At 74.5% G+C, this 14262-nt stretch carries 12 protein-coding genes and 1 tRNA gene; 8 read left to right on the forward strand and 5 right to left on the reverse strand.

The window, feature by feature from the left end; translation table 11 throughout:
• Positions 1 to 82 precede the first annotated feature (82 nt).
• The 3 genes from ACIQKA_RS14090 to ACIQKA_RS14100 form a co-directional block, all read right to left on the reverse strand.
• Positions 83 to 1360, reverse strand: coding sequence for an ATP-binding protein (locus ACIQKA_RS14090; protein WP_402541030.1), 1278 nt, complete (start codon positions 1358 to 1360; stop codon positions 83 to 85).
• Positions 1357 to 2400, reverse strand: a complete 1044-nt coding sequence (locus ACIQKA_RS14095) for a hypothetical protein (protein ID WP_402541031.1) — start codon at positions 2398 to 2400, stop codon at positions 1357 to 1359. The genes ACIQKA_RS14090 and ACIQKA_RS14095 overlap by 4 nt, the downstream gene beginning before the upstream one ends.
• Before the next feature lie 194 nt (positions 2401 to 2594).
• Positions 2595 to 4679 carry a HEAT repeat domain-containing protein gene (locus ACIQKA_RS14100; protein ID WP_402541033.1) on the reverse strand — a complete coding sequence of 695 codons (2085 nt, stop codon included), beginning with the start codon at positions 4677 to 4679 and terminating at the stop codon, positions 2595 to 2597.
• A 493-nt stretch (positions 4680 to 5172) separates the two neighbouring features.
• Between ACIQKA_RS14100 and ACIQKA_RS14105 the strand changes: the two genes are divergently transcribed.
• Complete coding sequence (locus ACIQKA_RS14105; RefSeq protein WP_383152232.1) at positions 5173 to 5604, forward strand: PPOX class F420-dependent oxidoreductase; 432 nt, start codon at positions 5173 to 5175, stop codon at positions 5602 to 5604.
• Positions 5605 to 5712: 108 nt separating this feature from the next.
• Here ACIQKA_RS14105 and ACIQKA_RS14110 read toward each other — a convergent pair whose 3' ends face one another.
• Positions 5713 to 6402: a thioesterase II family protein gene (locus tag ACIQKA_RS14110; protein WP_402541035.1), complete on the reverse strand. Its 690-nt coding sequence runs from the start codon at positions 6400 to 6402 to the stop codon at positions 5713 to 5715.
• A gap of 372 nt (positions 6403 to 6774) precedes the next feature.
• On the opposite strand from ACIQKA_RS14110, the gene ACIQKA_RS14115 reads away from it, so the two are divergent.
• Positions 6775 to 6999, forward strand: coding sequence for a hypothetical protein (locus ACIQKA_RS14115; RefSeq protein ID WP_383152230.1), 225 nt, complete (start codon positions 6775 to 6777; stop codon positions 6997 to 6999).
• A gap of 114 nt (positions 7000 to 7113) precedes the next feature.
• On the opposite strand, the gene ACIQKA_RS14120 is transcribed toward ACIQKA_RS14115, so the two are convergent.
• Positions 7114 to 7185: transfer RNA gene (locus tag ACIQKA_RS14120), tRNA-Arg, on the reverse strand.
• Between the two features lie 55 nt (positions 7186 to 7240).
• On the opposite strand from ACIQKA_RS14120, the gene ACIQKA_RS14125 reads away from it, so the two are divergent.
• The 6 genes from ACIQKA_RS14125 to thrB all read left to right on the forward strand — a co-directional run bounded on the left by ACIQKA_RS14125 (position 7241) and on the right by thrB (position 14186).
• Positions 7241 to 7882 carry a response regulator gene (locus tag ACIQKA_RS14125; RefSeq protein WP_383152213.1) on the forward strand — a complete coding sequence of 214 codons (642 nt, stop codon included), beginning with the start codon at positions 7241 to 7243 and terminating at the stop codon, positions 7880 to 7882.
• A 96-nt stretch (positions 7883 to 7978) separates the two neighbouring features.
• The gene (nrtL, locus tag ACIQKA_RS14130; RefSeq protein WP_402541037.1) at positions 7979 to 8974 is read left to right on the forward strand and encodes an ArgS-related anticodon-binding protein NrtL; all 996 of its coding nucleotides are present in this window, start codon (positions 7979 to 7981) and stop codon (positions 8972 to 8974) included.
• A gap of 16 nt (positions 8975 to 8990) precedes the next feature.
• Entirely contained in the window at positions 8991 to 10382 is a 1392-nt protein-coding gene (gene lysA, locus ACIQKA_RS14135) for a diaminopimelate decarboxylase (protein WP_402541038.1), read from the forward strand.
• Between the two features lie 144 nt (positions 10383 to 10526).
• On the forward strand, positions 10527 to 11828 hold the full coding sequence (locus ACIQKA_RS14140) for a homoserine dehydrogenase (RefSeq protein ID WP_402541040.1): 1302 nt from the start codon (positions 10527 to 10529) through the stop codon (positions 11826 to 11828).
• A 6-nt stretch (positions 11829 to 11834) separates the two neighbouring features.
• Entirely contained in the window at positions 11835 to 12953 is a 1119-nt protein-coding gene (thrC, locus tag ACIQKA_RS14145; RefSeq protein WP_402541042.1) for a threonine synthase, read from the forward strand.
• Between the two features lie 315 nt (positions 12954 to 13268).
• A complete protein-coding gene (thrB, locus tag ACIQKA_RS14150) occupies positions 13269 to 14186 on the forward strand; it encodes a homoserine kinase (protein ID WP_366371931.1) in 918 nt (305 codons plus the stop codon).
• The last annotated feature ends 76 nt before the right edge of the window (positions 14187 to 14262 follow it).

Here is a 14262-nt window from a genome sequence, read left to right on the forward strand (position 1 = left end):
GCAAGCGCCATGCTTTATGTCCCTTTTGCGGGACGGTGTGCCGCCGTGCTCTGCCGTGGCCCCCGGGCCGCCCCGGGAACCCTCAGCCGCGCTCCTCCGGCGGGGGATCGTCCAGGCGCACGTACTCGGGGAGCCGCAGCCGGGCCTCGGCGCCCCCGCCGGGCGCCTCGGCGAAGACCAGCTCCGCGCCGATCACCTCGGCCTGCCCCACCGCGATGGTCAGGCCCAGGCCGTGCCCCTTGCCCCCGCTCTCGGTGCGGAAGCGCTGCGGCCCGGACTCCAGCAGGTACGCGGGATACCCCGGCCCGTGGTCCCGCACGGAGACCACGGGCCCGTCCACCGTGACCACCACCGGGGGCGCGCCGTGCCGGTGTGCGTTGGACACCAGGTTCCCGAGGACCCGCTCCAGGCGCCGCCGGTCCGTCTCCACGTCGGCGTCCCGGACGACCCGCACATCCGTCTCCGTGCCCGAGGCGCGGACCACCCGTCCGGCCAGCGGGCCGAGTTCGTGCACCGCCAGGTCCACGGTCTCGTTGCGGGCGTCGAGCCGCGAGATCTCCAGGAGGTCCTCGGTGAGCCCGCGCATCGCCCGCACCCGGTCCCGCACGAGCTCCGAGGGGCGCCCCTCCGGCAGCAGCTCGGCCGCGGCCGTGAGGCCGGTCAGCGGGGTGCGCAGCTCGTGCGCCACGTCGGCGGTGAACCGCTGCTCGCTCTGCAGCTTCCGCTGGAGGGAGGAGGCCATGGTGTCGAGCGCCCCGGAGACCGTCGCCACCTCGTCCTGGGGCCGGGAGGGGTCCTTGGTCCTCGGGTCGTCCACGCGCGCGTCGAGGTCGCCGGCGCTGATCCGCCGGGCCACCCGGGCGGTGAGGTGCAGCCGGCGCGTGACCCGGGTGACGGCGAAGACGCCCACGAGCAGGGTCGCCCCGATCGCCAGGACGGAGGAGCCGAGCAGCGAGCGCCCGAGGGCGTCGATCGTCCCGGCGCTCTGCGTGTAGTCGAGGCGCACGGCGAGGGTCCGGCCGTCGGCGGGGCCCGCCGCCCACATCGCCGGCCGGCCGCCGCGGTCGGCGACCACCGTGCCGCGCTCGCCGCGCAGGGCGAGCAGCCGCAGGGCGGCCGGGAGGTCCGGCGGGTCGACGCCCGCGAACCGGGGGAGCGGCTCACCCGCCTCGTAGAGGTCGGTGACCTCGCCGAGCCGGACCAGCGCCTTCTCCCGGGCGTCGTCCACGGTCTGCCGGGTCACGGACACGTGGACGAGGGCACCGAGCAGCGCGGCGAGGGCGCAGCACATCACCGCGATGAACACGGCGGCCTTCCAGGTGAGGGTCGCGGTCCAGGCGGGCCGCCGGAGCGCCTTCACGGGCCCTCCTCCGGAGGGGGTGCGGGGACGGGGGCGGTTCCGGAGGGGGTGGGCGCGGGTGCGGGGCCGGACGTGGATCTGGAACGGGTCTCGGACCCGGCCTCGGACGCGGCCCCTGCTCCGGACCCGGCCTCGGACCCAGAGCCGGACCCGAACGCGGACCCTGCTCCGGACCCGGCCTCGGAGCCGGACCCGAACGCGGACCCGGCCTCGGACCCAGAGCCGGACCCGAACGCGGACCCTGCTCCGGACCCGGCCTCGGACCCGGAGCCGGACCCGAACGCGGACCCGGCCTCGGACCCAGAGCCGGACCCGGAGACGGACCCCGGCCCCGGCCCGGAAGCGCGCCCGGCCCGGGACCGGCCGCCGGAAGGGCCCGTACGGACGATCTCGTCCCGGGTGGGCAGCATGCTGCCCTGCCGCTCGTCCCAGGACCAGGCGGTGCGGTACTCGTAACCGGGGATGCCGGCCGATCCGACCCGCATGATCAGGTCGCGGCCGGCCAGCTCCACGCTGATGACCTGGTCGACGGTGGACATGATCCGGGTGAGCCCGCCCCCCTCGGCGCGGTAGACCCGGACGGCGACCTGCTGCTCGGGCATCCGGATCCCGACGATCAGCTCGTCCCGGCCGTCGCCGGTGAGGTCGCGGTGGTACGGCCGCATGACCGGGCAGGAGGCCGGCGCGCTCACGCACGCCCCGATCGCCCGTGCGGTCTCCTCGTACAGCCCGTCCGCGCCGCTGCGCGCGTCGGGGTGGGCGCGCACCTCGGCCCGGACGACCTCCACCGCGTCGACGGAGCGGACGTCGCCGCCGGCGACCCGGATCCCGGGGACGCGCTGGATGTCGGACTCGCCGTAGTCCATCGGCGGGTTCGTGGCGGGCGGCAGGTCGGGCCAGAGCCGTACGGGCCCCACGGCGGGGCTCGTGGGCCCGGCGCTCTCCAGCCCGCCCGTACCGGCGCTTCCGCAGCCGGCGAGCGCGGAGACGCACAGCGCGCACAGGACGCCGAGGGCGACGTGCACTCCGCTCGCTCCCACGTGGCCACCTGCTCCCCGGTGTCGGTCTACGGGCCGTCCCGCTCCCCGTAGACCTTATGCGGAGCGAAGTCCTTTTTGTCTTCCACCCGGGTCGGGCTCTTCCGTCCGGGCCGCGGCCTCCGTCCGGGCCACGGTTCCCGCCCGGGCCACGGTTCCCGCCCGGGTACGGGCTCCGCCCGGCGGCGCGCCCCCGCTCAGTACGCCCCCCGCTCCATCCGCGCGAGGGCGGCCCGGCACAGGGTGAGGAGCTTCTCGTCCAGGTGGAGGTCGTGCGTGCCCGAGGCGCCCTCGCGGGCGTTGTGGCGGCGTCTGCGGGTCAGCTCGGTGAGGACGACCAGCCGGGCCGCCGAGGCGGCGGGGCCCATCTCCGCCAGGCACTCCGCGATGTCCACGCGCGCGTGCCGGTTCTCCTCCCAGGCGGCGAGCAGCACCGGAAGGGCCTCCTCCGTCTCCCCGGTCACCCGCCACAGGGCCGCGGCGGCGCGGACCCGCACCCAGGGGTCCCGCGAGGCGAGGGCGGGCCGCAGGGCGGGGGCCGCCGCGGCCGCCGCCGGACCGATCTCCCCGAGCGCCTGCGCGGCGGCGCACCGGTCCGCGCCCGGCAGGTCCTGCCGCAGCCACCGCTCCAGGACCGCCAGCACCTCCGCCGTGCCCTCCTCGGCCGCCCACAGGGCACGGGCCGCCGCCGTGGAGACGGCGGCCGACTCGTCGGCCAGGAACCCCCGCAGCTCCGGCACGGCCTCCCGGGCGGCGGGCCCGAAGGCCGCGAGGGTGCGCAGGGCCGCCTCCCGCACCCGGTCGCGCCGGTTCGCGGGCGCGCCGCGCAGCACCCGCAGCACCTCGGGGAGGGCCTGGGCGCCCCGCACGGCGGCCAGGGCGTGGAGCAGCGGGGCCGCCCGGTCGTACAGCCGCTCGTCCAGCTCGACCCGCGCGAGCTCGCGCCGGAGCGCGGGAGCGAGCATCGCCGCGGAGGGCCCGAGGCCGTCCGTGGCGTACAGCAGCTCCCGCCGCACCTCGCCCTCCTCCAGGGCGCGGGCGATCAGCGGAACCGCGCGGACGTCCCCGGCGCGGGCGAGGGCGATCAGCGCCCCGTCCCGCCCGACGGCGCCGTGCCCGCCGGCCGGGCCCGGGGGAGCCGGGGCCAGGCGCGCCGCGAGAGCGTCGGCGGCGGGCGCGCCCAGTTCGAAGAGCCGCTCCAGGAAGGAGGTGGCGGCCTCCCGGAGCCGGGGCTCGGGATCGTGGAGCTGGTCGCCGACGAGCCGGACGACCTCCTCGTACCGCCCGCGCCAGACCCGTATCAGCCCTCCGCACAGCCAGATCGCGTCCGAGCGCTGCCCCCAGTCGGGGCTGCGGAGCTGGGCGAGGACCAGCGCGATCCGGTCGTCGACGCGGTCGTCGAGCGCGGCGTGCAGCGTCCGCAGCAGCTCCTCGGTCCAGGGCGCCGGCCGCCCGGCCGCGTGCTCCTCCAGGAGCTCCCGCACCTGCCCGATGAGCGTCGGGGCGGCGCCCCGGGGCGCGTCGGACCCGGCGCCGGGGACGGACGCGGTCCTGATCTCCTCCAGCAGCTCCGTCACCCACGGCACGACGTCCTCGGGGATCTCGCACGGCGCGCAGCGCGCCCGCTGGGCGAGGGCCGCGAGCCGGAGCCCCGGGTCCTGGGCGGCCCGGGCGAGCCAGCCGAGCCAGTCGACGGTCTCGGCGCGCAGGGACGCGTGCCGGAGGGCGAGCTGCCCGACGGCGGCCACCAGGGCGAGCCGCACCTCGGTGTCCCGCTCGACGGTGAGCCGTTCCCGCAGCAGGGTCAGCACCCGGGCGGGCTCGGGGTGCAGCGAGGCGAGCGCGTACGGCGCGGCGAGCCGCACCTCGGGGTCGGGGTCCTGGACGAGGCCGAGGAAGACGTCGGCCCCGGCGGCGATGGCGGCGGCGGCCATGGCGTAGTTGGCGGCGGGGATGAACTCCCCTTCGTCGTCCGGGTGTTCGCCCATCTCCTCCTCGTCGTCCAGCTCGATCCCCCCGATGCTGGTGAGGAGTTCGACGATGCAGCCGCGGTCCTGGACGCCGGGGTCGGCGACGAGTTCGAGGAGGAAGGGGATGCAGGCGAGCGTCGAGTCGTAGACGTCGCCCTGGTGGTGCACCGCCCCGTACATGCCGTCGAGGGCCGTCTCCCGCTCGGCGGGATCGGCGGAGGCGAGTCCGCGGAGCAGCTCCGGCACGTCGTCCGCGGGGCCGTACGCATGCCCCAGCGAGGCCCAGTCGACCTCCTCGATCCCCGTCAGCATGTGCCAGGCCGCCTTCCCCGTGAGCCCTGTACCAGGCAGCAAGTGTGCACCACAGGACGGACAACAAGGCCGTACCGCCGATACCCACCCGGCGGGAGGACCGCCTTCCGTTCTCTTTGCGCCATGTACGCTGCGGAGCAGGGCAGTTGCCCTGCGTGCGCGCCCTTGCAGTCCCGCTGCCGCCCGTCCGGACGCCGCCTCCTCCCCACCGCCCCGACCGGACCACTCGTCACCCGCGCGACCGGTGGGCGTCCGCGCCCCACGACACGCCCCCGCACGCTCCGGCGCGAAGAGCGGTGCCGGGAACTCCCCGTACCGCTCCATACGTGGCGTGATGTCGTCCATGAGGAGAACGGGCTCTTGGCAGGGGCCGGGGACGGGGTCGCGCGGATCGCCCGCCGGTGCCGAAGGGGTGGGGCGGTCCGGCCGAGTACCGCCGTTCCAGGGGGAGTTCACTTGACTTCCCCACCACCGGGCGGCCGATGATCGCTCCATGACTGCCGCATCCTTCGACCCCAGGGCCCTGCTCGCCGAGAGCCGGCTCGGCGTCCTCGCGACCATCAAGGCGGACGGGCGTCCGCAGCTCTCCCCCGTCCAGCCCTCCTACGACGAGTCGGCGGGCGTCGTCCGCGTGTCGACCACCGCCGGCACCGCCAAGGCGGCGAACCTGCGCCGGGACCCCCGGGCCGCGATCGAGGTCACCGGCCCGGACGGCATGTCCTGGGCCACCGCCGAGGGCACCGTCACGCTCACCGGACCGGGCACCGACCCGCACGGACCGGAGGTCGAGGCCCTGGTCGACTACTACCGCGCCGCCGCCGGCGAACACCCGGACTGGGACGAGTACCGGGCGGTGATGGTCTCCGACCGCCGCGTCCTCATCACCCTGACCGTCGAGCGCGTGTACGGAGCCGACATCCGCTGACGGGCCGCGACGACGGTGGGCCGGGCCCGCCGAACCCTTCCAGCCCGCCGATCGCGCGCCCCCGGCCGAACGGTTCCAGGGCCCGCCGGAAGACCGGCCCGTCCGCGCTCAGCCGGTACGGGCCGACAGCAGGCCGCGGACCAGCCCGGCCACCTCGTCGGCGCGGTCGTTGAGGAAGAAGTGGCCGCCCTCGAAGACGTGCGTCCGGAAGGCGCCCGAGGTGTGCTCGCCCCAGGCCCCGACCTCCTCGGGGGTCGCCTCGCTGTCCCGGTCGCCGGCCAGGGCGACGACGGGGCAGGTCAGCGGCCGGCCCGCGGTGTCCTCGTACGACGAGAGGGCCCGGTAGTCGCCGCGCAGCGCGGGCAGGACGAGCTCCAGCAGGTCGGGCTCGTCGAACACGGCGGCGTCCGTCCCTCCCAACCGCTTCACCCGCGCCACGAGTTCGTCGTCGCCGAGCGGAACGCCCCGGTCCCGCCACCGGGCGGCGGCGGGCGCCCGCCGGCCCGACACGACGAGCAGGTCCGGCTCGCCGCCGGGCACCCGGGCGAGCCGCACGGCGACCTCGTACGCCAGCGAGGCCCCCATGCTGTGCCCGAGCAGCGCCCGGGGCCGACCGCCCGACGGCCCCAGCGCCTCCGCGATCAGGTCGGCGAGCCGGTGGAGGTCCTCCACCGGCGCCTCGCGCAGCCGGTCGAGCCGCCCCGGGTACTGCACGGCCGACACGTCGACGGCGGGGGAGAGCGCCAGGGCGAGGGGGCGCCAGTAGGAGGCGGAACCACCGGCGTGGGGAAAGCACACCAACTCCCACTCCGCCCCGCTCCCGCCCGCGGCTCCCGCCCCGGGGAAGCGCCGCAGCCAGGCATCACGCGACCGCCCCATACAGACCCCCACCTCACCCGACTCCGGGCGCCCCGGCCACCGGGACGCTGCCAGGCATCGTAGAAGCACCGGCGGACCGGCCACGACCACCGCCGGGAACACGGGACGCCTGGGGCCGTGGCCGCGGGTGAAACCCCGCGCGCCCCGGCACGGGGCAGCCGTCGGGACTGCCGACCGCGGGCAATGTCGCGGGACCCGGCGTCGTGCCAGAGTGACGGGAGTGGGGCGACGGGGCGCCGGCGCACGCACATGGCCTCGCCCCCGGAACGAGAACGAGAACGAGGGGGACACATGGCCAAGCCCGTGCACGCGCAGATCGGCGAGAAGGAGATCCACTGCCTGATCTGCGGGGGCGACACCTTCCGGGAGCGCGAGGTGAAGCTGAACAGCACCGGGATGGAGTTCTTCAACCTGGCCTGGGCGAACGAGTCGGCCACCGGCCTGATCTGCTGGTCGTGCGGCTACGTCCACCTGTTCGCCAACAGCGACCTGCGCCTCTACCGGGCCTCCGAGTAGGCCGCCCCGGCGGCGGTGCACCTGCCCGCCCGCACATCCGACCCGCACGTACAACAAGACCCCGTTCTCGGCGCTTTCGCCGATCACGGGGTCTGTGTGGCACTTCCTGCGAAGTGCCCCCGGCAGGATTCGAACCTGCGCACACGGCTCCGGAGGCCGTTGCTCTATCCCCTGAGCTACGGGGGCGTCCGCCGCGTTCGGCGGCGACGGGTAGAACCCTACCAGCTTCGGAGGAGTGCCTGTGAACAGGTATTTCCGGGGTGTCACGGAGGGGCGTGTCCCCCGCACGGGTCAGAAGTGGGTAAAAGCCGGACGCGGTCGTCGGGGTCGGCCTACTCTCGTTCGTGTGTCAGGCGCGTCCGGCCGGGTGCTCGTTGTCGACGACAACAAGGTGATCCGGCAGCTGATCAGGGTCAATCTCGAACTCGAGGGGTTCGAGGTCGTGACCGCGGCCGATGGTGCCGAGTGTCTGGATGTCGTGCACCGGGTTCGGCCCGATGTCGTCACCCTCGACGTCGTCATGCCCCGTCTCGACGGGATCAGAACGGCCGAGCGGCTGCGGGCCGATCCGCGGACCCGGCATCTTCCGGTGGCCATCATCAGCGCCTGTGGCGATGCCGCCGGCGAAGCCGCCTCCGGGGTCGACGCCTTCCTCTCCAAGCCCTTCGAGCCCACCGAGCTCGTCCGTGTCGTCCGGCAGCTGATGCGCCGCGAGCGGCGGGAGCGTCCCGACACGGCCGGTCAGGACGGCGGAGAGGAACCGGCCCTGGCCGACGCCCCTCAGGAAGGGCTCCGGGACGCACTCCCGGACGGCCTCGGGCTCGAACGCGACCGCCTCCGCGACGGCGCCGTCGAAGGCCGCGGCGACCCTCTCCCCGACTGATTTCCTCCGTGGGCCGGGGGGAGCCGCCCGTACCCCGTTGCCCGCATGGCGAAACCGGTTCGCGTCAGGCCCCCCCTCCTCCCCTACGCTTGTCCCGTGACCCCCGCGGACCTCTCCCTCACCGTGCTGCGCGCCGTGCGCCGTGCGGTCGACGACGGTGCTCTGCGGGTCGACGTCCCTCCCCGCGCCAAGGTCGAGCGGGCCCGGCCCGGGGGAGCGGGGGAGTACGCCAGCAGCATCGCCCTCGCCCTCGCCCGGCCCGCCGGACGCAGCGCCCTCGACGTCGCCGGGATCCTCGAAGAACGACTCCGTGACGTTCCGGAGCTGCGGTCCGTCGAGATCACCGGGCCCGGGTTCCTCAACTTCACCCTGCGCGGGGACGCCGACGCCGATCTCGTACGGGGGATCCTGGCCGCCGGCACCTCGTACGGGCACGGCGCCGCCCTCGCCGGCACCACCGTCCGTCTCGCCGGGGGCGACGGGCCCCGCGCCGTCGTCGTGGCCGAGACCCTCGCCCGGCTGCTGCGCTCCCAGGGGGCCCACGTCGAGACCGGGGCGGACGACGGCGAGCGGATCCGCGTGCGGCCCGGCGGGCCGGGCGATCCGGACGGGTACGGGGAGTACGGGGAGTACGGGGAGTACGGGGAGGACGTCACGCGCTGGGCCTTCCTGCGGGCCGCCCCCCACGACCGGGCCCTCGACCCCGCCCCCCTCCTCGTCCCGCACGAGCGCAACCCCCTCTTCCGCGTCCGGTACGCCCACTCCCGCGCCCGCCGGCTGCTCGTCAACGCCCGGCAGCTCGGGTTCTCCCCCGAACCGGGGGACTGCGACGGCGCCGGACTCCCCGGTCTCCTCCGCGACCACCCCCCCGTCCTCCTCTCCGCCGCCCGCCACCGCGCCCCCGACCGGGTCGCCCGGCACCTCGAAGCCGTCGCCGACGCCTTGCTCGCGTTCCAGCACGCCGTGCTGCCGCTCGGCGACGAGAAACCCTCGGCCGCCCACCGCTCCCGGCTCGCGCTCGCCGAAGCCGCCGGGACGGTGCTCGCCGGTGGCCTCTCCGCGCTCGGCATCAGCGCACCCGATCGGATCTGAAAGAGCAGACGCAGACATGAGCCGTTCCGCCCACCCCGCAGGGCCCCGCCACGCCGACGTCCTCCCCGAGGGCCACTACTCCGCCCCGCCCGCCGACCTCAACGCCCTCGACCCCAAGGTGTGGTCCCGGACCGTCGGGAGGAACGAGCACGGGGTCGCCACGGTCGGGGGGATCGACGTGAACCGCCTCGCCGAGGAGTTCGGCACCCCCGCCTACTTCCTCGACGAGTCCGACTTCCGCGCCCGCTGCCGCGCCTGGGCCGAGGCCTTCGGCCCGGACGCCGACGTCTTCTACGCCGGGAAGGCCTTCCTCTCCCGGGCCGTCGTGCGGTGGCTCGCGGAAGAGGGGCTGAACCTCGACGTGTGCTCCGGCGGCGAGCTCACCACCGCCCTCTCCGCCGGCATGCCCGCCGAGCGCATCGCCTTCCACGGGAACAACAAGAGCGAGGAGGAGATCGAGAAGGCGGTGACCGCCGGCGTCGGGCGGATCGTGCTCGACTCCTTCCAGGAGATCGTCCGCGTCGCGCACGTCGCCCAGTCCCTCGGCAAGCGGCAGCGCGTGCAGATCCGGGTGACCGTCGGCGTCGAGGCCCACACGCACGAGTTCATCGCCACCGCCCACGAGGACCAGAAGTTCGGCATCGCGCTGGCCGGCGGGCAGGCCGCCGAGGCCGTGCGCCGGGCGCTCAAGCTCGACGGGCTGGAACTCGTCGGCATCCACTCGCACATCGGCTCGCAGATCTTCGACATGGCCGGCTTCGAGGTCTCCGCCCGCCGCGTCGTCCAGCTCCTCACCGAGGTCCGCGACGAGCACGGCGTCGAGCTGCCCGAGATCGACCTCGGCGGCGGCCTCGGCATCGCGTACACCTCCGACGACGACCCGCGCGAGCCGCGCGAGATCGCCAAGGCCCTCCACGAGATCGTGAGCAGGGAGTGCGAGGCCGCCGGGCTGCGGACGCCCCGCATCTCCGTCGAGCCCGGGCGGGCCATCGTCGGACCCACCGCCTTCACCCTCTACCGGGTCGGCACGATCAAGCCGCTCGACGGGCTGCGGACGTACGTGAGCGTCGACGGCGGCATGTCGGACAACATCCGCACCGCCCTGTACGACGCCGAGTACAGCGTCGCCCTCGTCTCGCGGACCAGCGACGCCGAGCCGATGCTCTCCCGCGTCGTCGGCAAGCACTGCGAGAGCGGCGACATCGTCGTGCGGGACGCCTTCCTGCCCTCCGACCTGGCGCCCGGCGACCTCCTCGCCGTGCCGGCCACCGGCGCGTACTGCCGCTCCATGGCCAGCAACTACAACCACGCGCTCCGCCCGCCCGTCGTCGCCGTCCGCGGCGACGAGGCGCGCGTCATCGTCCGCCGCGAGACGGAGGAAGATCTCCTGCGTCTCGACGTCGGGTGATGAAATAGTCGGGTGGTGGAATCCATGTCTCACGATCCGGACAAAGGGCGGAAACGCCCGTCCGGTGAGTGAGACTGGTCCCCACCGTAGAGACCGTAGAGACACGACCGTAGAAATACGAAGTAGTACGAGAAACGAGGTCGGATGATGCGTACGCGTCCGCTGAAGGTGGCGCTGCTGGGCTGTGGAGTGGTCGGCTCAGAGGTGGCGCGCATCATGACGACGCACGCCGACGACCTCGCCGCGCGCATCGGCGCCCCGGTCGAGCTCGCCGGCGTCGCCGTCCGCCGGCCCGACAAGGTCCGCGAGGGCATCGCCCCGGAACTGGTCACCACCGACGCCACCGCCCTGGTCAAACGGGGGGACATCGACGTGGTCGTCGAGGTCATCGGCGGCGTCGAGCCGGCCCGCACCCTCATCACCGCCGCCTTCGAGCACGGCGCCTCCGTCGTCTCCGCCAACAAGGCGCTGCTCGCCCAGGACGGCGCGACCCTCCACGAGGCCGCCGGACGGCACGGACAGGACCTGTACTACGAGGCCGCCGTCGCCGGCGCCATCCCGCTGATCCGGCCGCTGCGCGAGTCCCTCGCCGGCGACAAGATCAACCGGGTGATGGGCATCGTCAACGGCACGACGAACTTCATCCTCGACAAGATGGACACCTCCGGCGCCGGCTACTCCGAGGCGCTCGACGAGGCCACCGCCCTCGGGTACGCCGAGGCCGACCCGACCGCCGACGTCGAGGGCTTCGACGCCGCCGCCAAGGCCGCCATCCTCGCCGGGATCGCCTTCCACACGCGCGTGCGCCTCGACGACGTCTACCGCGAGGGCATGACCGAGGTCACCGCCGCCGACTTCGCCTCCGCCAAGGAGATGGGCTGCACCATCAAGCTGCTCGCCCTCTGCGAGCGGGCCGCCGACGGCGGGTCCGTCACCGCGCGCGTGCACCCCGCGATGATCCCGCTCGGCCACCCGCTCGCCTCCGTCCGCGAGGCGTACAACGCGGTCTTCGTCGAGGCGGAGGCCGCCGGGCGGCTCATGTTCTACGGCCCCGGCGCCGGCGGCTCGCCGACCGCCTCGGCCGTGCTCGGCGACCTCGTCGCCGTGTGCCGCAACAAGCTCAACGAGGCCAACGGCCCCGGAGAGTCCGCGTACACCCAGCTTCCCGTCAGCTCCATGGGCGAGGTCGTCACGCGGTACCACATCAGCCTCGACGTGGCCGACAAGCCGGGCGTCCTCGCCCAGGTCGCGACGGTCTTCGCCGAGCACGGCGTATCCATCGACACCGTGCGCCAGCACGGTCGACCGGACGGAGGCGGCGAGGCCTCCCTCGTCGTCGTCACCCACCGCGCGCCCGACGCCGCCCTCTCCGGGACCGTCGAGGCGCTGCGCAAGCTCGACACCGTGCGCGGTGTCGCCAGCATCATGCGTGTTGAAGGGGAGTAAGGACCCATGACCAGCAAGGGCACCCACCAGTGGCGCGGCATCATCGAGGAGTACCGGGACCGCCTTCCGGTCACGGACGCGACGCCGGTCGTCACGCTCCGTGAGGGAGGCACGCCGCTCGTTCCGGCTCAGGTCCTCTCCGAGCGCACGGGCTGCGAGGTGCACCTCAAGGTCGAGGGCGCCAACCCCACCGGCTCCTTCAAGGACCGGGGCATGACCATGGCCATCACCCGGGCCAAGGAGGAGGGCGCGCAGGCCGTCATCTGCGCCTCCACCGGCAACACCTCCGCCTCCGCCGCCGCCTACGCGGTGCGCGCCGGCATGGTGTCCGCCGTGCTCGTGCCCCAGGGCAAGATCGCGCTCGGCAAGATGGGCCAGGCCCTCGTGCACGGCGCGAAGATCCTCCAGGTCGACGGCAACTTCGACGACTGCCTCACCCTGGCCCGCGCCCTCTCCGAGAACTACCCGGTGGCGCTGGTCAATTCGGTCAACCCGGTCCGCATCGAGGGCCAGAAGACCGCCGCGTTCGAGATCGTGGACATGCTGGGCGACGCCCCCGACATCCACGTCCTCCCGGTCGGCAACGCGGGCAACATCACCGCGTACTGGAAGGGGTACAGCGAGTACGCCCACCCGTCGCCCGCCACCACCCCTGACGGAGACGCCACGCGTCGCACCCTCCCCGCCCTCGCCACCCGCCGGCCGCGCATGTGGGGCTTCCAGGCCTCCGGCTCCGCCCCGCTCGTGCGCGGCGAGGTCGTCAAGGACCCGTCGACGATCGCCACCGCGATCCGCATCGGCAACCCGGCCTCGTGGGACTACGCGATCGCCGCGCGCGACGAGTCGGGCGGCTTCATCAACGAGGTGACGGACCGTGAGATCCTGCGGGCCTACCGCCTGTTGGCCGCGCAGGAGGGCGTCTTCGTCGAGCCCGCCTCGGCCGCCTCGGTCGCCGGTCTGCTGAAGGCCGCCGAGCAGGGCAAGGTCGACCCCGGCCAGCGGATCGTCTGCACCGTCACCGGCAACGGCCTCAAGGACCCCGACTGGGCCGTCGCCGGCGCGCCGCAGCCCGTCACCGTCCCGGTCGACGCCGCGGCCGCCGCCGAGCGCCTCGGTCTGGCCTGATCCCGTTCCTCCGTACGGGGGACGCGTCCCGATCCGGACCGTCCCCCGTACGGGAAGTGCCGCGCGGCGAAACCCGATCAGGAACCCACGGAGGGGCACGGGCGGGCCCGCGACACGCATCGTGCGCCTCCTGTGCGCCCTATGTCGCCGCAGAACCTTCCTTCGATAGGCTGTACCGACCCGCCCCGACGCATATGCGCGGTGTCGTTGCCGTTGTCGCCCCCGTGGCCGAAACGGCCCGCCGGGTCCCGGTGTACTTCTCTTGAAATACCCGTTGAAAAACCCGTTGTCGTCATCAAGGAGAGTCAGCGAGCGATGGCCGGTCCAGCGTTCCGCGCCGCCGCCGTACGGGTGCGCGTCCCCGCCACCAGCGCCAACCTCGGCCCGGGCTTCGACGCCTTCGGCCTGTCGCTGGGGCTCTACGACGACGTGGTCGTCCGGGTCGCCGACTCCGGGCTGCACGTCGACATCGCCGGCGAGGGCGCCGAGACGCTCCCGCGCGACGAGAGCCACCTGCTCGTGCGCTCCCTGCGCACGGCCTTCGACCTGCTCGGCGGGCAGCCGCGCGGTCTTGAGGTCGTCTGCGCCAACCGCATCCCGCACGGCCGCGGCCTCGGTTCCTCCTCCGCCGCCATCTGCGCCGGCATCGTCGCCGCCCGCGCCGTGACCATAGGCGGAGACGCGAAGCTCGACGAGGCCGCCCTCCTGGAGCTGGCCACCGAGATCGAGGGCCACCCCGACAACGTCGCCGCCTGTCTCCTCGGCGGATTCACGCTCGCCTGGACCGAGTCCGGCGCCGCGCGGGCCATCAGGATGGACCCCTCCGATTCCATCGTTCCGGTGGTTTTCGTCCCCGGGAAGCCCGTGCTGACCGAGACCGCCCGCGGACTCCTGCCGCGCACCGTCCCGCACGTGGACGCCGCCGCCAACGCCGGCCGCGCCGCCCTCCTCGTCGAGGCCCTGACCCGCCGCCCCGAGCTGCTGCTCGCGGCCACCGAGGACCGGCTGCACCAGGAGTACCGCGCTCCCGCGATGCCCGAGAGCGTCGCCCTGGTCAACCGGCTGCGGGCGGACGGCGTCCCCGCGGTCATCTCCGGCGCGGGCCCCACGGTCCTCGCCCTCGCCGAACGGGGGACCGCCGACAAGGTCGCCCTGCTCGCGGGCGGGGGATGGGCCGCGAACCGGCTCGACCTCGACGCGTCCGGCGCGAGCGTCCTGCCGCTGGCGCCCTAGGTGACGGGCCGGGGCGCCGGGCAGCGCCCCGGTCGGGAGATTGCCGGTGAGTGAGAGGGGGAATGTTTGTTGGAGC

Origin of the sequence: Streptomyces sp. NPDC092045 (genome assembly GCF_044756005.1) — a bacterium.
In the GTDB taxonomy this organism is placed as follows: domain Bacteria; phylum Actinomycetota; class Actinomycetes; order Streptomycetales; family Streptomycetaceae; genus Streptomyces.

Bases quoted from the DNA above. Each gene is read 5' to 3' on its own strand.
- ACIQKA_RS14105 (WP_383152232.1), top strand. From the start codon at position 5,173: ATGACTGCCGCATCCTTCGACCCCAGGGCCCTGCTCGCCGAGAGCCGG.
- ACIQKA_RS14115 (WP_383152230.1), top strand. From the start codon at position 6,775: ATGGCCAAGCCCGTGCACGCGCAGATCGGCGAGAAGGAGATCCACTGC.
- ACIQKA_RS14100 (WP_402541033.1), bottom strand. From the start codon at position 4,679: ATGCTGACGGGGATCGAGGAGGTCGACTGGGCCTCGCTGGGGCATGCG.
- thrC (WP_402541042.1), top strand. From the start codon at position 11,835: ATGACCAGCAAGGGCACCCACCAGTGGCGCGGCATCATCGAGGAGTAC.
- thrB (WP_366371931.1), top strand. From the start codon at position 13,269: ATGGCCGGTCCAGCGTTCCGCGCCGCCGCCGTACGGGTGCGCGTCCCC.
- ACIQKA_RS14140 (WP_402541040.1), top strand. From the start codon at position 10,527: ATGATGCGTACGCGTCCGCTGAAGGTGGCGCTGCTGGGCTGTGGAGTG.
- lysA (WP_402541038.1), top strand. From the start codon at position 8,991: ATGAGCCGTTCCGCCCACCCCGCAGGGCCCCGCCACGCCGACGTCCTC.